The sequence below is a fragment of the Agromyces cerinus genome (genome assembly GCF_016907835.1).
Classification (GTDB): domain Bacteria; phylum Actinomycetota; class Actinomycetes; order Actinomycetales; family Microbacteriaceae; genus Agromyces; species Agromyces nitratus.
In genome coordinates, this window is the sequence record NZ_JAFBCT010000001.1 from 427,633 (window position 1) to 447,260 (window position 19,628).

The window sequence follows — 19,628 nt, forward strand, 5'->3', positions numbered from 1 at the left end:
GGGCCGGGATGGACGGCGTGATCGGGGGGACGCCGTCGTCGCCCGCGCAGCGAACGAATCCGCACAGCCTATCCCCGTGGTGGGTCTTGCGCGCTACCCGTTCGAGCCCATATTCTGTAGGGCTGGCCGAGGAGTGAGTTCCGACCGGCCTCGAGGGTTCGAGACGATGACGCAGGAGGACACCATGCAGACAGAAACCGACGCCCGCACGATTGCGGCTTCCGGCTCTGCCCGCCCGGCGTACCTCTTCGGGCTCGCCGGGTAGACCGCCCGTCTCTCGCGCAGGCTCCGCCTGCTCCGCGGTTTCACGCGTTCTCGCGATCCGCGGCTTCCTCCCTCCTTCCTTTCGCCGACCGGCCCTTCTGCGGGCGCTCGGTGCTCCCATCCCGATTGGAACCCGGCTGTGTCCGTATCCCTGCAAACGCCGACCGCACCCGACGCGCCCGAACCCGCGTCGCAGCCTCCTCGACTCAGCACCGTCCGCGCGCTCTGGCGACTGCGCGAATACGCCGGTCCCGCCATGCCGGCATTCGCCGGCAGCATGGCCGCGGCCCTCGTCGCCCAGCTCATCGCGCTGACGATCCCGCAGGTGCTGCAGCAGATCGTCGACGGGCCGCTCGCGAACCAGGAGGCCGACGCGGTCCTGCCGCTCGCGCTGCTCGTCTTCGTGCTCGGAGCCGTCGAGGCGATCCTCTTCGCGATCCGGCGCTGGCTCGTGGTCGGCCCCGGCACCAAGGTCGAGGCGCGCATGCGCAACGCCCTGTACGCGAAGCTGCAGGACCTTCCGGTGAGCTTCCACGATCGCTGGCCGAGCGGCCAGCTGCTCTCCCGCGCGGTCAGCGACCTCGGCCTGATCCGTCGGTGGCTGTCGTTCGGACTCGTGCTGACCGGGGCCAACGTCGTCATCATCGTGGTCGGCGTCGGCATCCTGATGTCGATGAACTGGTTCCTCGGGCTCATCTTCCTCGTCTGCTCGCTGCCGTTGTGGTGGGCGGGCTGGCGCTTCGAGGGCCGGTACTCCGAGATGTCGCGGCTCAGCCAGGACCAGGCGGGCGACCTCGCGACCGCGGTCGAGGAGTCGGTGCACGGCATCCGCGTGCTGAAGGCGTTCGGGCGGGGCAAGCACGCCCTCTCGACCTTCCGTGCGCAGGCCGAGTCACTGCGCAGCACCGAGATCGAGAAGGCGCGCCTCGACGCGAACATCTGGGTGTGGATCATGGTCGTGCCCGCGATCGCCCTGTCGATCTGCCTCGTGGTGGGCGTCTGGCTCGCCTCGCAGGGCCAGCTCAGCGTCGGCGAGCTCGTCGCGTTCTTCGCGACCGCGACGGTGCTCGCCTGGCCGATCGAGTCGATCGGCTTCATGCTGGCGTTCGCGCTCGACGCGCGCACCGCGACCGACCGGTTCTTCGACATCCTCGACAGCGAGAACACGATCGTCGACCCGGCCGCGCCGCGCACGCTCGAGCGGCCGCGAGGCGAACTCGCCTTCAATGACGTGCACTTCCGCTACCAGGACTCGCCGGAGCGATTCGGCGACCTGCTCGACGGCGTCGACCTCGTGCTGGAGCCCGGGGAGACGATGGCACTCGTCGGCCTCACGGGCTGCGGCAAGACGACGATGACCGCGCTCACGACGCGGCTCTACGACGTCACCGCGGGCTCGGTGACCCTCGACGGCGTCGACGTGCGCGCCTTCAGCCGCGACGAGCTGCGCACCCACATCGCGATGGCGTTCGAGGATGCCACGCTCTTCAGCGCCTCGGTCAGGGACAACGTGCTGCTCGGGCGGCCGGAACTGGCGGGCGACGAACCGTCGGTGCGGGCCGAGGCCGATCGCGTGCTCGACGAGGCCCTGCGCATCGCCCAGGCGGGCTTCGCCTACGAGTTGCCCGACGGGCTCGACACGAAGGTCGGCGAGGAGGGCATGAGCCTCTCGGGCGGCCAGCGGCAGCGTCTCGCGCTCGCACGCGCCGTCGCGGCCAAGCCCGCGGTGCTCGTGCTCGACGACCCGCTCTCGGCGCTCGACGTCGCGACCGAGGCACGGGTCGAGGCCGAGCTCCGTTCGGTGCTCGCGTCGACCACCGCGCTCATCGTGGCGCACCGACCGTCGACGGTCATGCTCGCCGACCGGGTCGCACTGCTCGAACAGGGCCGGGTGACGGCGGTCGGCACGCACTCCGAACTCCTCCGCGAGAGCGAGCACTACCGCTTCGTCATCACGAGCCTCGAAGACGAGGAGCGCAGAAGCACCGGCGTCGATGCCGTCGACGTCGACACCACGATCCGAGAGGAGGCCGCATCATGAGCGTCACCGGTGTACAGGGCGAAGAACGCCAGGACTACTCGAAGGCCGAATCCGCGCAGATCCGCGCTCGCTCGCGGCGCCTGCTCGGGTCGCTCCTCGCTCCGCAGAAGGCGCGGCTCTGGTGGACGGCGGTCGCCATCATCATCTCGTCGGCCGCCCAGGTCGCCGGCCCGGCACTCATCGGGTACGGCATCGACCAGGGCATCCCGGCGCTCATTGAGCAGAACTGGTTCCCGGTCGCGTTCGCGGGCATCGCCTACCTGCTGACCGGGCTCGCGGGCGCGTTCCTCATCTCGGTGTACATCCGGCAGTCGGCGCGAATCAGCCAGGCGGTGCTGATCGACCTCCGCACCCGGGTGTTCCTGCACACGCAGAAGCTCTCGCTCGAGTTCCACGAGTCCTACACCTCGGGGCGCATCATCTCGCGGCAGACGAGCGACCTCGACGCGATCCGCGAGCTCATGGACGAGGGGCTGACGCTCCTCGTGCGCGGCCTCATGTACATGGTGTTCACCGGCATCATGCTCGTCATCGTCGACGCCCCGTCGGCACTCGTGCTGCTCGTCGCGCTGATCCCGCTCGGCATCCTCACCCGATGGTTCCAGGTGCGCTCGCAGCAGCTGTTCCGGCGGTCGCGAGTGGCGTCGGCCAAGCTCATCGTGCAGTTCGTCGAGACCATGACCGGCATCCGCGCGGTGCAGGCCTTCCGCAAGCAGCGCCGCAACGAGACGGAGTTCGGCGGACTCGTCGAGGACTACCGCGACGTGAACGCCAAGGTGCTGGGTCTCTTCGCGGTCTACAACCCGGGGCTCGCCCTCATCGGCAACACCGCGGTCGCGGCCACCCTCGTGCTCGGCGGATTCCGGGTCGTCGACGGCGCGATGGGCGTCGGCGTGCTGCTCTCGGTCGTGCTCTACACGAAGCGCTTCTTCGACCCGATGGAGGACATGGCGATGTTCTACAACGGGTACCAGTCGGCCTCGTCGGCCCTCGAGAAGATCTCGGGCGTGCTCGAGGAGGAGCCGAGCGTGCCCGATCCGGTGAAGCCGGTCGACCTCTGGAACGCGGAGGGTCGCGTGCGCTTCGACAGCGTCGAGTTCGCCTACACGAAGGACCGCGTCATCCTGCCGCGCTTCGATCTCGACGTGCCTGCGGGGCAGACCATCGCCCTCGTCGGGTCGACGGGAGCGGGCAAGTCGACGCTCGCGAAACTCATCGCGCGCTTCTACGACCCGAGCGACGGGGCGGTCACCCTCGACGGCGTCTCGCTCACCGACCTGCACCCGAAGGACCTCCGGCGCGCGATCGTCATGGTCACGCAGGAGGCGTACCTCTTCTCGGGATCGGTGGCCGACAACATCGCGCTCGGCAAGCCCGACGCGTCGTTCGACGAGATCGTGCGCGCGGCGATGGCGGTCGGTGCGCACGAGTTCATCGAGGGTCTGCCGAACGGCTACGACACCGACGTGAACAAGCGCGGCGGGCGGGTCAGCGCCGGCCAGCGGCAGCTCATCTCGTTCGCGCGCGCGTTCCTCGCGAACCCCGCCGTGCTCATCCTCGACGAGGCGACCTCCTCGCTCGACATCCCGAGCGAGCGGCTCGTGCAGGAGGGGCTGACCAAGCTCCTCGCCGACCGCACCGCGGTGATCATCGCGCACCGGCTGTCGACGGTCGCGATCGCCGACCGGGTGCTCGTGATGGAGCACGGGCGCATCGTCGAAGACGGGTCGCCGGCCGATCTCATCGCCGGTACGGGCCATTTCGCTGCGATGCACGCGGCCTGGCGCGACTCGCTGGTCTGAGCCGAATCATCCAGTCTGACGGCGTGCGGGGGTGCCCGCCTCGGGGCACCCCCTGAATTGGGCGCGCGGCGGGTGCCCCGCGCGCGATACGCTCGCGACAGGCGGGCACACCGCCAAGGTTGAGCCTGCCTTGGGATTGGAGGAGACATGGAGACGCCCGAACGTCCCCTTCGCGTCGCGATCGCCGACGATGCGCTCCTCCTGCGCGAGGGCATCGCGAAGGTACTCGTCGACGGAGGCCTCGAGGTCGTCGCCTCGGTCGGCACGGGCGTCGAGCTGCTCGAGGTCGCCGCACGCGGCGGGCTCGACGCGGCGGTGCTCGACATCAGGATGCCGCCGAGCTACCGCGACGAGGGCATCCTCGCGCTCGAGGAGATGCGGGCACAGGGCTCGACGATCGGCGTGCTGCTGCTGTCGATGTACGCGACGCCCGAGTACGCGCTGCGGGTGATGGGCGCGGGCAGCGGCACCGGGTACCTCCTGAAGGAGCGCGTCTCCGAGCCCCAGACCCTCGTTCGCGCCGTCGAGACGGTCGCCTCCGGCGGCTCGGTCGTCGACCCCGAGGTCGTCGAGCAGCTCGTGCAGCGCACGCGCGCCGACGACCCGCTCTCGCGCCTCACCGAGCGCGAGCGGTCGGTGCTCGAGCTCATGGCCCAGGGCTACTCCAACGGCGGCATCGCGCAGACGCTCTTCCTCGGACTGAAGACCGTCGAGACGCACGTGCGCTCCATCCTGCAGAAACTCGACCTCGAGGAGTCGCCCGAGCATCACCGGAGGGTGCTCGCGGTGCTGACGCTCCTCGGCGCGAGGTGATGGCCCCCGGCCGCAAGGGCCGGATCATCAGGCGCTCGATCGTCATCGCGCTCGTCGTCGCCGCGAGCCTCACGATGGAGATCACGGGGTTCATCGCGACTCCCGATGCGCTGCGGCGCGAGGTGTCGTGGACGACGCTGCACGCGATCGTGCCGCTCGTGTTCGCCGCATGCGCCGGCGTGGCGTGGGCCATCGGCCCCTCGCGCCTGCCGGCCCGCCTCATGGTCGCCTTCCCGCTCGTGTGGATCCCGCTCTCCTTCCTCCGCGTCATCGAGCACGTCGCCTGGCTCTGGCCCTTCGTCTACGGCGTGCACCTCTGGTGGGCGGTGCTCACCGGCATCCTCGTGCTGCTCTACCCCCGCGGCCGCCTGATCGACGGCGTCGACCGCTGGATCGCGAGCATCGCGCTCGTCACCTCGGTCGGCTACCTGATCGGCGTGCTGCTGCTCGGCCAGCCGTCGCCCGAGGTCTGCGACTGCGCCGCCAATCCCTACCTCGTCGCCGACGCACCCGGCGTGTTCGCGATCTTCGACGTCGGCTACCGCGCCATCGGCGTGCTGCTCGCGATCGTCATCGCCGTGCGACTGCTCGTGCGGTGGGTGCGCGGCAGCGTGCCGGCCCGCACCGTCGCGTTCCTCATGCCGATCGCCCTGATCGCCTGGGTGATCACCCTCGCGACCCAGGCCGCGGCGTACGCCTCGGGCAGCGCCGACCTCGTGCTCGACACGGTCTCGCTCGTGGCGATCGCCTCAATCCCCGTCAGCTTCGTCGCCGGCATCTCGCATGCGCGCAACATGCGCGCCCGCGTCGCCGACCTCATGCGCATCACGCGAGAGGGCGCCGACCGGGGGCTCTGGGCGGAGTCCCTCGCTCGCACCCTGCGCGACGCCTCCGTGCGCGTCTACTGGTGGGACGAGGAGCGAGCCAGGTATGCGGATGCGTCGGGGGAGCCGCTCGACGACAGCACCGCCGCCCGGCGCAGCGACCACGGCCTGCTGCCCGTCTCCTCGCCGACCGGCATGCCCATCGCCGTCATCCGCCACGACCGGGTGCTCACCGACAACATGCGCCTGCTCGACGGCGTCTCGAGCGCACTGCGCCTCTCGGTCGACAACGGCCGGCTGCGGTCCGAGATCGAGCGCACCCTCGAACAGGTGCGCCAGTCGCGGAGCCGCATCCTCGAGGCCGGCGACGAGGCGCGGCGGCGCATCGAGCGAGACCTGCACGACGGGGCGCAGCAGCACCTCGTCTCCCTCGGCATGCGCCTGCGCCTCGCGGCGAACCAGGCCCGCGACCGCGGGGTCGAGCCGCTCGGGGTCGAACTCGACGGCACGATCCTGATGCTGAACCAGGCGCTCAAGGAGCTTCGCGAGCTCGCCCACGGCATCCATCCCTCGCTGCTGTCGTCGGGCGGGCTCGCGCTCGCCGTGCCCGAGCTCGCCGGACGCTGCCCCGTGCCGGTCGAGATCGACGTGCAGCCCGAGGGGCGGCTCCCCGAGGTGGTCGAGTCGACGGCGTACTTCGTGGTCTCCGAGGCGCTCGCGAACGTCGCGAAGCACGCGCAGGCGACCCGGGGCTGGGTGCGCGCCGCCCTCATCGACGGCGAGCTCGAGCTCGTGGTGCGCGACAACGGGGTCGGCGGGGCATCCGCCGAGGGCAGCGGCATGCTGGGCATCGCCGACCGGGTCGACGCCGTCGGCGGACGGTTCCGCCTCGAGAGCCCGCCGGGGGCGGGAACGACGATCACCATCCGGATCCCGCTCGGCCGGTTCACCTCCCCCTGATGCGGGGATCGGCCGCGCAGCGCTGACCTGTCGAGGTCAGCCGCGCCAGCGGCACGCCGCGAGATCGATGCGGTAGCCGTCGTCGTCGGACGAGGGGCGGAGCGGGGTGCCCTCGGCGTCGTAATGCCGCCGTGCTCGTTCGGCATGCCCGGCGGGCGGGCGCCCGCCCGCGCGCACGACCCGCCACCACGGCACGTCGCCGCCGGAGCGCGCCATCACCTGCCCGACGGCGCGTGCGCCGCGCGAGCCGAGCAGCGCCGCGACATCGCCATAGGTCGCGACCTGCCCCGCGGGAATGTCGGCGACGACCACGAGCACCGCCTCGACGAACCCCTCGGCATGCTGCTGCGGCATCCGCTGCGCCTGATCGCCCGGGTGCCTCGTCAGAGTTCGAGCGCGCCGATGACGTCGCCGTACGCGGTCTCGCCGATGTCGGTGAAGCCGATGCGGTGGAAGAACGCCTCGGGGCCCTCTTCGCCCGGCTCCCACAGCACGGTGATGCGGTCGAACCCGCGGTGCTTGGCCTCTTCGGCGAGCGCCGTCGCGAGGAACCGGCCGACGCCCTTGCCCTGCACCTCGGCGTCGACGTTGATGCGCCAGATGCAGGCCCGGAACTCCTCGTGCTCGTTCTCGGGGTCGAAGTTGCCGTGGATGAAGCCGACGACGCGATCCTCGAGCAGGGCGACGCGCTGCCAGGCGGTGGCGGGGTTCACGACCGAGGACTCGGCGGAGTAGGTGACCGGGGCGATGAACTGCTCCTGGCCGGGCTTGAGCGACAACGAGTTCGCCGCCACGATGTTCGACGCCGACAGATCTTCCAGTCTCAGCTCAGCCATGCGCCAAGGCTAACCCGTGGGGCCGCCGCGTCGGTAGCCGAGAGCCAACAAAGCCGCACCGCCGCGGTGCGCGCGGAGCCACTGATAGTCTCTCGCGGGTTGTCGGTCGTCGGAGGAGATGGGACGTCATGCGTCGAGGGTTCATGTGGTCGGGTCTGGTGATCGCCTCGGCGATGCTGCTGAGCGGATGCGCGTCGAGCGCCGAATCGGTGCCGAGCGCCGAGCCGACCGCTGCGGTGCCCGACGTCTCGGCCGCTGATCGGCTGCCGACCGCCGAGGACCTGCCGGACGGCTGGATCGCGCAGCCCGACGCCGAGTCCGAACCGACGGACGACCCGGGTGACGCCGCGGATTCCGACGATTCGCGAGGAGTGTGCGGCGGCGACTTCTCGGGCGACGTGTCGGTCGAGCCCGACGCCTCGCGGATGTTCGACCTCGAATGGATGGCCGCCCAGCTCTCGGTCTCGATCGTGCAGGACTCCGACGAGGACTGGCAGGCGCTCGTCGAGCAGATCGCCGAAGACGGCGCCGAGTGCGACGGACCGGTGAGCCTCGCCGATCTCAGCGACCCCGAGTCGGGCGTCGTCGTGCTGCTCGCCGACACGGGCGGGACGACGCCCGACCACCTCACCTACAGCCTGATCACCGATGGGGACGACCTGCTCGTCGTCGGCACCTACTCGACGGTGCAGCTCCAGCGCGCCATGATCGACGAACTGCTCACGGACATCCGCGACAAGGCCGGCATCTGAGCTGCAACTCTCTCGATGTCGAGATATTCGAGCGACGCGGTAAGCTGGCAGACGGCGTGTCCGACCGCCCGCACACTTCCCCGTTTCCCCCAGTAGATCCAAGGAGAGACCCTCTTGTCCAAGATCAAGGTTGAAGGCACCGTCGTCGAACTCGACGGCGACGAGATGACGCGCATCATCTGGCAGGCCATCAAAGACACGCTCATCCACCCCTACCTCGACGTGAACCTCGAGTACTACGACCTCTCGATCCAGAAGCGCGACGAGACCGACGACCAGATCACCATCGACGCGGCCCACGCCATCCAGAAGCACGGCGTCGGCGTCAAGTGCGCGACGATCACGCCCGACGAGGCGCGCGTCGAGGAGTTCGGCCTGAAGAAGATGTGGAAGTCGCCGAACGGCACGATCCGCAACATCCTCGGCGGTGTCATCTTCCGCGAGCCGATCATCATCTCGAACATCCCGCGCCTCGTGCCCGGCTGGAACAAGCCGATCATCATCGGCCGTCACGCCTTCGGCGACCAGTACCGCGCCACCGACTTCCTCTTCAAGGGCGAGGGCACCCTCTCGGTCTCGTTCACCCCGAAGGATGGCGGCGAGCCGCAGCAGTTCGAGGTCTACCAGTCCCCGGGCGACGGCATCGCGCAGGTGCAGTACAACCTCGACGCCTCGATCCGCGACTTCGCCCGCGCCTCGCTGAACTACGGCCTCTCGCGCAACTACCCGGTGTACCTCTCGACGAAGAACACGATCCTGAAGGCGTACGACGGCCGCTTCAAGGACATCTTCCAGGAGATCTTCGACACCGAGTTCAAGGAGCAGTTCGACGCAGCGGGCCTCACCTACGAGCACCGCCTCATCGACGACATGGTCGCCTCGGCCATGAAGTGGGAGGGCGGCTACGTCTGGGCTTGCAAGAACTACGATGGCGACGTGCAGTCCGACACCGTCGCGCAGGGCTTCGGCTCGCTCGGCCTCATGACCTCGGTGCTCGCCACTCCCGACGGCAAGGTCGTCGAGGCCGAGGCGGCGCACGGCACCGTGACGCGTCACTACCGCCAGCACCAGGCCGGCAAGCCGACCTCGACGAACCCGATCGCCTCGATCTTCGCCTGGACGCGCGGCCTCGCGCACCGCGGCAAGCTCGACGGCAACCCCGAGCTCATCGAGTTCGCCGCCACCCTCGAAGACGTCGTCATCACGACCGTCGAGTCGGGCGCCATGACGAAGGACCTCGCGCTCCTCGTCGGCCCCGAGCAGGGCTACCAGACGACCGAGGAGTTCCTCGCAACGCTGGCCGACAACCTGAAGGCGCGCATCGCCGCGTAGTCGAAACGCCTCGAGACGGGGGTCGGATGCCGCTGGCATCCGGCCCCCGTTCCGTTTCCGTCCGCCCGCTCGGGGGAGTGCCGGAATCGCGCGCACCCGGGGCGGGCGATCGACCGGACGGCGGAACGAGGGGAGGATGGACGCATGGCACGCCTTCTGAAGCTCGCACGCCGGTACTGGGTCGTGACCCTCACACTCGGCATCGGTCTCGCCGGCATCGTCCTCGCGCTCACTGGGGCGGGCAGCGCCGTGCCGTGGATCTTCAGCGTCTACGCCCTCGGCGTCGCGGCCTGGCAGGCCGTCGGCATGATTCGCGACATCCTGCGCGGGCATTGGGGCCTCGACATCCTCGCGGTCACCGCGATCGTCGCGACGGTGCTCGTCGGGGAGTACATCGCCGCCCTCCTCGTCGTGCTCATGCTCACGGGCGGGGCCGCGCTCGAGGACTACGCCAACCGCCGCGCCAAGCGCGAGCTCGACGCGCTCCTGACGCGATCGCCGCAGCACGCGCACCGCATGGAGGGCGACGCCATCGTCGAGGTGCTCGCGGCCGACGTGCAGGTCGGCGATGTGCTGCTCGTGCGGCCGAGCGAGATCGTGCCGGTCGACGCGACGCTGCGTTCGCACGAGGCGAGCTTCGACGAGTCGTCGATCACGGGGGAGCCCGTGCCGGTCGAGAAGCAGGCCGGCGATCTGGTGCTGAGCGGTTCGGTCAACGGCCAGTCCGCGGTCGAGGTCGTCGCCGCGGCATCCGCTGCCGACAGCCAGTACCAGCAGATCGTGGCCCTCGTCACCGCGGCGGCCGAGTCGAAGGCCCCGGTCGTGCGGCTGGCCGATCGCTACGCCGTGCCGTTCACCGTCTTCTCGCTCGCGCTCGCCGGGGTGGCGTGGTGGGTCTCGGGCGACCCTGTGCGCTTCGCCGAGGTGCTCGTGCTCGCCACTCCGTGCCCCCTGCTCATCGCGGCACCGGTCGCGTTCATCGGCGGCATGAGCCGCTCCGCGAGGAACGGCGTGATCGTGAAGGGCGGCGGAGTGCTCGAGCAGCTCGCCGCGGCGAAGACCGCCGTCTTCGACAAGACCGGCACGCTCACGTACGGCGCGCCGACGCTCGTCGCGATCCGCCCGGAACCGGGCTTCGGCGAAGACGAGCTGCTCGCAGCGGTCGCCTCGGCCGAGCAGTACTCCTCCCATGTGCTCGCGACCTCGATGATCGAGGCGGCGAAGCATCGCGGTCTGCCGCTCGTCGAGGCCGAGTGGGCGCGCGAGGCCGCGACGAACGGCGTGGCGGCGAAACTCGGCGGGCGCGAGGTCGTCGTCGGCAAGTTCGCGTTCGTGCAGGAGCACGCGCCAGGCGCCGAGCGCACCGCCATCGCGCCGGGCGAGCTCGCCGTCTACGTCGCCGTCGACGGGCGCTTCGCCGGGGCGATCCTCGCGAGCGACCGCCTGCGCGACAACGCGCATGCCACGCTCGCGCGTCTGGGCGAGCTCGGCGTGCACCAGACGATGATGCTCACCGGCGACGCGAAGGCGACCGCCGACCACATCGCCGCAGAGCTCGGCATCACGAGGGTGCGTGCCGACTGCCTGCCCGCCGACAAGGTCGCGGAGGTCGCGGCGATCGCCGAGCGGCCGGTCATCATGGTCGGCGACGGCGTGAACGACGCGCCGGTGCTCGCCGCGGCCGACGTCGGCATCGCGATGGGGGCGAAGGGTGCGACGGCGGCGAGCGAGTCGGCGTCGGCGGTGATCCTCGTCGACGATATCTCGCGCACGGCGAAGGCGGTCGAGATCGGCCGCGACACGGTGCGCATCGCGTTGCAGAGCATCTGGCTCGGCATCATGGTGAGCATCGGGCTGATGATCATCGCCGCGTTCGGCGTGATCCCCGCGACGATCGGCGCCCTCCTGCAGGAGGTGGTCGACCTCGTGACGATCCTCGCGGCGCTCCGGGCGATCGGGGGCCGGCTCGACGCGAAGTCGGACGCGGCGGACCGGCGCATCCGCTCACTGGTCACAACTCGGTAACACCACGAGGAAATCGCGGCGAACTCTTGCGAAGGGTTTGTTCGTAAGGTTTACTAACAAACGTGACTGCAACGGATGCACAGCGAGGCCCGGTCACGGAGCCGACGCCCCCCACCTCTCCGGTGGCCTCCGAACTGCACGCCGCATCCACGCCCGGCGCCGTCATCTTCGGCCGCTCGCGCGCCCTCCGTCCCACCGGCAAGGTGCTGCCCGAGCATGCCCGCACCCACAACCGCGCACTCGTGCTGCAGACCCTCTACTCGGCAGGCGCGCAGAGCCGAGCGGATGTCGCGCGCGAGACCGGCCTCACCCGGGTCACGATCTCCGACCTCGTCGCCGATCTCATCGCCGAGGGCCTCGTGATCGAGCTCGGGCAGCGCGAAGACGTCCGCCCCGGCAAGCCGGCCACGCTCATCGACGTCGACCGCGAGGCGTTCCACATCATCGGGGTCGATCTCTCGGAGCACGAGGTGTTCCGCGGTGCGGTGGTCGGTCTCGACAGCCAGATCATCGATCGCGACGAGGTCTGCCGCGACGGCGCCACCGGCGAGTCGGCCGTGCTCCTCGTCGAGGCGCTCGTCGAACGCCTGCTCGCCCGCACCTCGACCCCCGTGCTCGGTATCGGCATCGGTTCGCCCGGTGTCGTCGACCCGCACGGGGTCGTGCGCTCGGCCCCGAACCTCGGCTGGAGCGACGTCGCCCTGCAGGCCCGCCTCGCCGCCCGCTTCGCGCTGCCCGTGCACGTCGCCAACGACGCGAACGTCGCCGTGCTCGCCGAGCACGGCTCCTCCGATCACGACGACCTGCTGCTCGTCAAGGTCGGCCACGGTGTCGGCGCCGGCCTGATCATCGGCGGACGACCGGTCGTCGGGGGCGGCTTCGCGGCCGGCGAGATCGGCCACGTCGTCGTCGGCACCGACAGCGGACCCCGCTGCGCCTGCGGCAGAGACGGATGCCTCGAGGCCTGGGTGGCCGCACCGCGGCTGACCGCGCAGCTCGCCGAACTCGACGGCGACGGCGGCACCGGCGCCGCGGCATCCGCTCGTGACGACATCCTCCGCGAGGCCGGCCGACGACTCGGCATCGTGCTCGCACCCGTGGTCGGCGCACTGAACCTCTCCGAGGTCGTGTTGAGCGGCCCGGCCCAACTGCTTGACGGCGTGTTCCACGAGGCCGCCGTCGACACGCTCCGGAAGCGGACGATGACGGAATTCAACCGTGATCTGAGGCTCCGGATGTCCGAGCAGGCGGAGGACATCGTCCTTCGCGGCGCGGCCGTCATGGTCCTTTCCGGACAACTCGGGGTCACCTAGCTGACCCGCCATCCGGACGTGTTCACCCGAACCGGTTCCGGCGCACCACACCCCAACCAAGAGAAGGAAACCGCAATGAAGAGGAAGTACGCTGCCGCGGCGATCGCAACCGCCGCCGCACTCGTTCTCGCCGGTTGCAGCTCGACCGGCGAGCCTGCCGACGACGGGTCTGCAGATGGCCAGAACATCACGCTGTGGCTGATGGGCGGCGACACGCCCGACGCGCTGCGCGACTACCTGAAGTCCGAGTACGCAGACGCCACCGGTGGCAAGCTGACGATCGAGGAGCAGGGCTGGGGCGACGCGGTCGCGAAGCTCACCACCGCGCTTCCCGACGCCGCGAACACCCCCGATGTCACCGAGATCGGCAACACCTGGTCGCCGACGTTCACGAACGCGGGCGCCTTCACCGATCTCTCCGACATGTACGACGAGCTCGGCGGCGACAAGCTGCTGAAGTCGTTCGTCGAGGTCGGCGAGGTCGACGGGGCGCAGTACGCACTGCCGTACTACTTCGGTTCGCGCTACAACTTCTACCGCAAGGACATCTGGGACGCCGCGGGCAAGACCGTTCCCGCCACGCTCGACGAGTTCGGAGAGACCGTCACGTCGCTCCGCACCGACGCGCAGTCGGGCTTCTACATCGGCGGCTCCGACTGGCGCAACGGCATCTCGTGGATCTTCGCCAACGGCGGCGAGCTCGCGGTGAAGGACGGCGACAAGTGGGTCAGCGCCCTCTCGTCCGACGAGTCGGTCAAGGGCCTCGAGCAGTTCCAGGCCCTCTTCACGGGTGCCTCGAACGCGCCCGTCACCGAGTTCGACAGCACCCCGTGGGTGAACATCAACAACAACGACGCCACCGGCAAGCCCGAAGCCGCCACGATCATCGCTCCCGGATGGGCGCACTGGTCGATCGGCGACCTCGCTCCGGACCCCGCTGACTCGACCAAGACGATCGCGACGTGGAACGACGACGTCTTCGGCACCTTCGTGCTCCCCGGCATCGACGGCGGCGTCGCCCCGGTCTTCGCAGGTGGATCGAACATCGCCGTGTCGGCGGCCAGCAAGAACCAGGCCGGCGCCAAGGAGCTCATGAAGATCATCTTCTCCGAGGAGTACCAGACGATGCTCGGCGAGAACGGGCTCGGCCCGGCCAACCTCGACTACGCGTCGAGCCTCGGCGACGACCAGTTCGCGAAGGCGCTCATCGAGTCGGCTGCCGGCTCGAAGCTGACCCCTGCCGCTCCCGGTTGGGCAGCGGTCGAGGGTGCCGGCATCCTCGAGGAGTTCTTCGGCAAGGTCTCGGGCGGCGGCGACGTCGCCGACCTCGCTGCCGAGTACGACGAGAAGCTGAACGAGCTCCTCAACTAGCACCGAGCGGATGCCGCGGCATCCGCAACCTGCAACACGCGGGGCCGCGGGCGAGTCTTCGCCCGCGGCCCCACCCATGAAGTCCGTGACACCAGCACCACTCGAAAGGAGGATGAGACCGTGACAGATTCCATCACCCGCGATGTCGTCGCGACTGAACCGGCGAAGCCTCGCACCCCCGCGGGCAGGCGCCGCTTCCTCTCGGTGCCCCACCTGCTCCTCATCCCCGCCATCCTCATCCTCCTCGTCGGCATGGGCTACCCGCTCGTGTGGCAGGTGATCACCTCGATGCAGGAATTCGGCATCAAGCAGCAGTTCGGGCAGCCGGCGGACTTCGTCGGATTCGAGAACTACATCACCCTCGCGACCGATCCCACCATGTGGCAGGTCGTCGGTCGTTCGCTGCTGTTCTGCTTCATCACCGCGGCCCTCACGCTCGTCGTGGGACTCCTCCTCGCCATGCTCATGACAGCGGTGGGGCGCACTGCGCGACTCACGCTGCAGATCTCGTTGCTGCTCGCCTGGGCGATGCCCGTCGTCGCCGCGATGACTGTGTGGATCTGGCTCTTCGACCGCCGGCGCGGCGTCGTGAACTACCTGCTCGACATGATCCCGGGCGTCGACATGAACCGCTTCTCGTGGCTGTCGAACCCGCTCACCTTCTTCATCGTCGCGAGCATCATCGTGATCTGGATGTCGGTGCCGTTCGTCGCCTTCTCGGTGTACGCCGGCCTCACCCAGGTCTCCGACGAGGTGCTCGAGGCCGCCCAGCTCGACGGCGCGAACGGCGCGAAGCGCCTGCGCTACATCATCATGCCGATGATCCGGCCGGTCATCATGATCGTGCTGCTGCTCCAGCTCATCTGGGACCTGCGCGTGTTCACGCAGATCACGATGCTGCAGGACGCCGGCTCGAAGGCCTCCGACTTCGACCTGCTCGGCACCTACATCTACAAGCTCGGCGCCGGATCGCAGGACTTCGGAATGGCGTCGGCCGTCTCCATCTTCGTGCTCGCACTGACTCTCGCGATCAGCTGGTTCTACGTGCGCTCCCTGCTCAAGGAGGACGAACAGTCATGACCACCTCCGTCACGATCCCCACTGGCGGCGAGCTCGGAGCCACCGCGTCGGCGATCCCCGTCGCCCGAGTCCGCACCCGCACGCGGTGGAGCCGGCGCTTCCGCCCCCGCCGAGTCGTGCTCACGATCCTCGCGTTCGTGATCGCGATCGCCTGGGTCTTCCCCGTCTACTGGATGCTGAACTCGTCGCTGCTGCCCAACCGCACGCTGCAGTCCTTCATCCCGACGTTCCTGCCCATCGGCGGCTCGCTCGACAACTACGAGAACGTGCTCGACGGCGGCTCGTTCTACTCGGCCCTCGGCATCAGCCTCTCGGTCACGCTCATCGCGGTCTTCTGCTGCCTCCTGTTCGCGTTCCTCGCGGCGGTTGCGATCAGCCGCTTCCGGTTCAAGGGCCGCAAGGCCTTCGTGCTCGCCGTGCTCATCGTGCAGATGCTGCCGGCCGAGGGCCTGTTCATCGCGCAGTACAAGATGGTCTCGAGCGTCGGCCTGCTGAACTCGGTGATCGGCGTCAGCATCATCTACACCGCGGCCGTCGTGCCGTTCACGGTGTGGATGCTGCGCGGCTTCGTCGCCGGTATCCCGGCCGACCTCGAGGAGGCGGCGATGGTCGACGGCCTCAGCCGCACCCAGGCGTTCATGCGCATCACGTTCCCGCTGCTGGCTCCCGGGCTCGTGGCATCCGGTGTGTTCGCGTTCCTCCAGGCGTGGAACGAGTTCACGGTCGCCCTCGTGCTGCTGCCCGCCGAACAGATGCACACGCTGCCGCTCTGGCTGCGCGGGTTCATCCAGGCCAGCGCCACACGCGAGACCGACTGGGGCCAGGTGATGGCCGCGTCCACCCTCGTCGCGGTGCCGGTGATCGTGTTCTTCCTCATCGTGCAGGGACGGATGACGAGCGGACTCGTGAGCGGAGCGGTCAAGGGATGACCCGCATCGATTCGACCGGCGCGGGCATCGACCTCCGCCGGGACATCCTCACGACGCTGTTGCCGGGCTTCGACGGCCTGAACGCTCCCGACTGGGTGCTCGGGCTGCTCCGCGACGGACTCGGCGGGGTCTGCCTCTTCGGGCAGAACATCGAATCGCCCGAGCAGCTGCGCGCGCTGAACGCGACGCTGCGCACGGCGAACCCGCTCGCCGTGATCGCGATCGACGAGGAGGGCGGCGACGTCACCCGGTTGTTCTACGACCGCGGCGCGCCGTTCCCCGGCAACGCGGTGCTGGGCCGCATCGACGACGTCGAGTTGACTGCGCGCGTCGCCCGGGCCGTGGGCGAGGCGCTCGCCGCGACCGGATGCACCGTGACCTTCGCCCCCGACGTCGACGTGAACGCGAACGCCGACAACCCGGTGATCGGCATCCGCAGCTTCGGCGCCGACCCCGAGCTCGTGGCGCGTCACTCGGCAGCGTGGACGACGGCGTTGCAGCAGACGGGCGTGGCGGCCAGCGCCAAGCACTTCCCGGGCCACGGCGACACCGCGACGGACTCGCACCTCGCGCTTCCCATCGTCGACGTGCCGCTCGCCACCCTGCGCGAGCGCGAGCTCGTGCCGTTCCGGGCCGCGATCGCCGCCGGCAGCCGCACGATCATGACCTCGCACATCCTGATGCCCGAGCTCGATCCCGAGAACCCGGCCACCCTCTCCCCGCAGATCCTGAACGGCCTGCTCCGCGGGGAGCTGGGGTTCGAGGGCGTCATCGTCACCGACGCCCTGGACATGAAGGGGGCGAGCGGCGTGCACGGCATCCCAGAGGCTGCGGTGCGCGCCCTCGCCGCCGGGTGCGACCTGCTCTGCATCGGCTCCGACAACTCGGCCGAGGAGATGGCCGAGATCGTCGGCGCAGTCGAGGTCGCGATCGCGACGGGCCGGCTCCCCGAGGCGCGCGTGCGCGAATCCGCCGCCAGGGTGCGTGCGCTCGCGGCCGAATCGGTTCCGGTGCCCGCAGGGCCGGCGCTTCCGGCCTCGATCGAGCCGCGGCACGATGCCGAGGAGATCGCCAGGGTCATCGGCGCGTTCGAGGTGACGGATGCCGCACGCGAACGCCTCGCCCGATCGACTCGGGTCGGCACCGTGGTGCGGGTCGACGCCGTGGCGAACATCGCCGTCGGGGTCGCGCCGTGGGGCCCCTTCGCCGCCGAGGACGTCTCGGAACGCCCGTCGTGGCTCGGCGGCGCCGAGACGGTCGCCGTGTCGGCGCACCAGGGCCTCGCCGACCCCGCAGCGCTCGAGGGCACGGTGCTCGTCGTGGGCAAGGACCTGCACCGGCATGCGTTCGCCCGCTCAGCGATCGACGCGCTGCGCGCGGTGCGCGACGACGTCGTGACGATCGACATGGGCTGGCCGTCGAACGATCGCGCCTACGCCGACGTCTCGACGTTCGGGGCAGCACGCCTCCTCGGCGAGGCGGTCATCGAGTTCGTCGACGACGTGCTCAGGGCCGCGGTGGCGACGTCGTGAGGCTCGGCATCGACATCGGTGGCACGAAGACTGCTGCGGTGGCGATCGGTGCCGATGGAGAGCTGACCGACCAGGTGCGGATGCCCACGGGCTTCGGCGCGGAGGAGGTCGTCGCGACGGCGCTGCGCACCGTAGAGCGCATGAGCGAACTCGCGGGGGTCGGTGCGGCGTCGTTCACCTCGATCGGCATCGGCATCCCCGGGGCGGTCGACAGCGCGACCGGCCGTGTGGAGCACGCGGTGAACCTCGGGCTCGACGGGCTCGACCTCGGTCGCCGCCTCTTCGACCGCCTCGGCGTCGACGTGCGCGTCGAGAATGACGTGAAGGCGGCGGCCCTCGGCGCCCACCACCTGCTCGGCCGGTCCGGCGACCGGGTCGACCGGCCCGGCGAGCGTCGAGCCTCGTCGATGGCGTACCTCAACCTCGGCACGGGACTCGCGGCGGGCGTGGTGCTCGATGGGCGGCTCCTCCGCGGTGGCCACGGCGTCGCGGGCGAGATCGGCCACATCCCGATCGATCCGGCCGGAGTGGTGTGCGGGTGCGGGCAGCGCGGATGCCTCGAGACGGTGGCATCGGGTCTCGCGATCGCGCGCACCTGGCCGTCGAACTCCGAGCATCCGGCACGTGAACTCTTCGATGCCGCCGAGGCCGGCGACGCGCACGCGATCGCGGTGCGCGAGGACTTCCTCACCGGCGTCGCCGCGGCGGTTCGCCTGCTCGTGCTGACCGTCGACGTCGACACCGTCGTGATCGGCGGCGGGCTCGCCGCCCTCGGTGGGCCGCTCCTCGTCGGCACACGCCGTATCCTGAATCGGTGGGCGGCCGAGTCGGCCTTCCTCGCATCGACCGACCTCGCCACTCGCGTGCAGGTCATTCCACCCGGATTCCCAGCGGCCGCCGTCGGCGCCGCCCTCGTAGGAGAAGACCCATGGCTGAAGTCGTCGTCGTAGCGAACGAGGACGCCGCAGGCGCTCTCGTGGCCGACACGATCGTCTCGCTCATCCGCTCGAAGCCCGATGTGGTGCTCGGCCTCGCGACGGGTTCGACGCCGCTCGCGAGCTACCGTGCGCTCGCACAACGCATCGCCGACGACGCGATCGACGTGCGCGGCGTGCGCGGATTCGCGCTCGACGAGTACGTCGGGCTGCCGCCCGGCCACCCCGAGAGCTACCGCGCGGTCATCTCCCGCGAGGTCGTCGAGCCGCTCGGGCTCACTCCCGAGCTCGTGCGCGTGCCGAACGGCGACCCCGCCTCGATCGAGCACGCCGGCGCCGACTACGAGGCGGCGATCACCGCGGCCGGCGGCGTCGACCTGCAGATCCTCGGCATCGGGCGCACCGGCCACATCGGCTTCAACGAGCCGGGCTCGTCGCTCGCTTCGCTCACCCGGGTCAAGACCCTCACCGAGGCGACCCGACTCGACAACGCCCGCTTCTTCGATTCGCCGGCCGACGTGCCCATGCACTGCATCACGCAGGGCATCGGCACGATCCTCCGCGCGCGTCACCTCGTGCTGCTCGCGTTCGGCGCCGCGAAGGCCCACGCGGTCGCGGCCGCCGTCGAGGGGCCCGTCTCGGCGAGCCAGCCGGGCTCGGCGGTCCAGTTGCACCCGCACACCACGGTCATCGTCGACGAGGCCGCGGCAGCCGAACTCGAGAACCTCGACTACTACCGCCACGCCTGGGCGAACAAACCCGGCTGGCAGGGCATCTGAGCGAAGCCGGCTCCCGCGGCAGTCGAGCTGTCGCCGTCGG

The 19,628-nt window shown here is 70.0% G+C and carries 16 protein-coding genes; 14 read left to right on the forward strand and 2 right to left on the reverse strand.

The features are described 5' to 3' along the window. The first annotated feature begins 520 nt into the window (after positions 1-520). The 4 genes from JOE59_RS01985 to JOE59_RS02000 all read left to right on the forward strand — a co-directional run bounded on the left by JOE59_RS01985 (position 521) and on the right by JOE59_RS02000 (position 6,704). Positions 521-2,305: an ABC transporter ATP-binding protein gene (locus JOE59_RS01985; protein ID WP_204458720.1), complete on the forward strand. Its 1,785-nt coding sequence runs from the start codon at positions 521-523 to the stop codon at positions 2,303-2,305. Beyond that, positions 2,302-4,107, forward strand: coding sequence for an ABC transporter ATP-binding protein (locus JOE59_RS01990; protein WP_204458721.1), 1,806 nt, complete (start codon positions 2,302-2,304; stop codon positions 4,105-4,107). Before JOE59_RS01985 ends, JOE59_RS01990 begins: the two co-directional genes overlap by 4 nt. A gap of 147 nt (positions 4,108-4,254) precedes the next feature. Beyond that, on the forward strand, positions 4,255-4,920 hold the full coding sequence (locus JOE59_RS01995) for a response regulator transcription factor (RefSeq protein WP_179550901.1): 666 nt from the start codon (positions 4,255-4,257) through the stop codon (positions 4,918-4,920). Beyond that, on the forward strand, positions 4,920-6,704 hold the full coding sequence (locus tag JOE59_RS02000; RefSeq protein ID WP_204458722.1) for a sensor histidine kinase: 1,785 nt from the start codon (positions 4,920-4,922) through the stop codon (positions 6,702-6,704). Before JOE59_RS01995 ends, JOE59_RS02000 begins: the two co-directional genes overlap by 1 nt. Positions 6,705-6,740: 36 nt before the next feature. Here JOE59_RS02000 and JOE59_RS02005 read toward each other — a convergent pair whose 3' ends face one another. Together JOE59_RS02005 and JOE59_RS02010 are read right to left on the reverse strand one after the other, a co-directional pair. Beyond that, the gene (locus JOE59_RS02005; RefSeq protein WP_204458723.1) at positions 6,741-7,058 is read right to left on the reverse strand and encodes an MGMT family protein; all 318 of its coding nucleotides are present in this window, start codon (positions 7,056-7,058) and stop codon (positions 6,741-6,743) included. 29 nt (positions 7,059-7,087) lie between these two features. Further along, a complete protein-coding gene (locus JOE59_RS02010; RefSeq protein WP_074260178.1) occupies positions 7,088-7,540 on the reverse strand; it encodes a GNAT family N-acetyltransferase in 453 nt (150 codons plus the stop codon). Positions 7,541-7,668: 128 nt separating this feature from the next. On the opposite strand from JOE59_RS02010, the gene JOE59_RS02015 reads away from it, so the two are divergent. From JOE59_RS02015 to JOE59_RS02060, 10 genes are all read left to right on the forward strand, one after another. Next, positions 7,669-8,292 (forward strand): hypothetical protein, encoded by a 624-nt coding sequence (locus JOE59_RS02015; RefSeq protein WP_204458724.1) that lies wholly within the window; start codon positions 7,669-7,671, stop codon positions 8,290-8,292. A gap of 114 nt (positions 8,293-8,406) precedes the next feature. Further along, positions 8,407-9,624 carry an NADP-dependent isocitrate dehydrogenase gene (locus JOE59_RS02020; RefSeq protein ID WP_204458725.1) on the forward strand — a complete coding sequence of 406 codons (1,218 nt, stop codon included), beginning with the start codon at positions 8,407-8,409 and terminating at the stop codon, positions 9,622-9,624. A gap of 144 nt (positions 9,625-9,768) precedes the next feature. Further along, complete coding sequence (locus tag JOE59_RS02025; protein WP_204458726.1) at positions 9,769-11,649, forward strand: heavy metal translocating P-type ATPase; 1,881 nt, start codon at positions 9,769-9,771, stop codon at positions 11,647-11,649. Positions 11,650-11,711: 62 nt separating this feature from the next. Then, positions 11,712-12,962 (forward strand): ROK family transcriptional regulator, encoded by a 1,251-nt coding sequence (locus tag JOE59_RS02030; protein WP_374191109.1) that lies wholly within the window; start codon positions 11,712-11,714, stop codon positions 12,960-12,962. A gap of 75 nt (positions 12,963-13,037) precedes the next feature. Continuing rightward, positions 13,038-14,333 (forward strand): extracellular solute-binding protein, encoded by a 1,296-nt coding sequence (locus JOE59_RS02035; protein WP_204458727.1) that lies wholly within the window; start codon positions 13,038-13,040, stop codon positions 14,331-14,333. Positions 14,334-14,453: 120 nt separating this feature from the next. Then, positions 14,454-15,413 (forward strand): carbohydrate ABC transporter permease, encoded by a 960-nt coding sequence (locus JOE59_RS02040; protein WP_307836913.1) that lies wholly within the window; start codon positions 14,454-14,456, stop codon positions 15,411-15,413. Beyond that, positions 15,410-16,342 carry a carbohydrate ABC transporter permease gene (locus JOE59_RS02045; protein WP_204458728.1) on the forward strand — a complete coding sequence of 311 codons (933 nt, stop codon included), beginning with the start codon at positions 15,410-15,412 and terminating at the stop codon, positions 16,340-16,342. Before JOE59_RS02040 ends, JOE59_RS02045 begins: the two co-directional genes overlap by 4 nt. After that, complete coding sequence (locus JOE59_RS02050) at positions 16,339-17,874, forward strand: glycoside hydrolase family 3 protein (RefSeq protein ID WP_204458729.1); 1,536 nt, start codon at positions 16,339-16,341, stop codon at positions 17,872-17,874. Before JOE59_RS02045 ends, JOE59_RS02050 begins: the two co-directional genes overlap by 4 nt. Then, entirely contained in the window at positions 17,871-18,824 is a 954-nt protein-coding gene (locus JOE59_RS02055; protein WP_204458730.1) for an ROK family protein, read from the forward strand. Before JOE59_RS02050 ends, JOE59_RS02055 begins: the two co-directional genes overlap by 4 nt. Next, the gene (locus JOE59_RS02060; RefSeq protein WP_204458731.1) at positions 18,803-19,588 is read left to right on the forward strand and encodes a glucosamine-6-phosphate deaminase; all 786 of its coding nucleotides are present in this window, start codon (positions 18,803-18,805) and stop codon (positions 19,586-19,588) included. The genes JOE59_RS02055 and JOE59_RS02060 overlap by 22 nt, the downstream gene beginning before the upstream one ends. Positions 19,589-19,628: the final 40 nt, after the last annotated feature.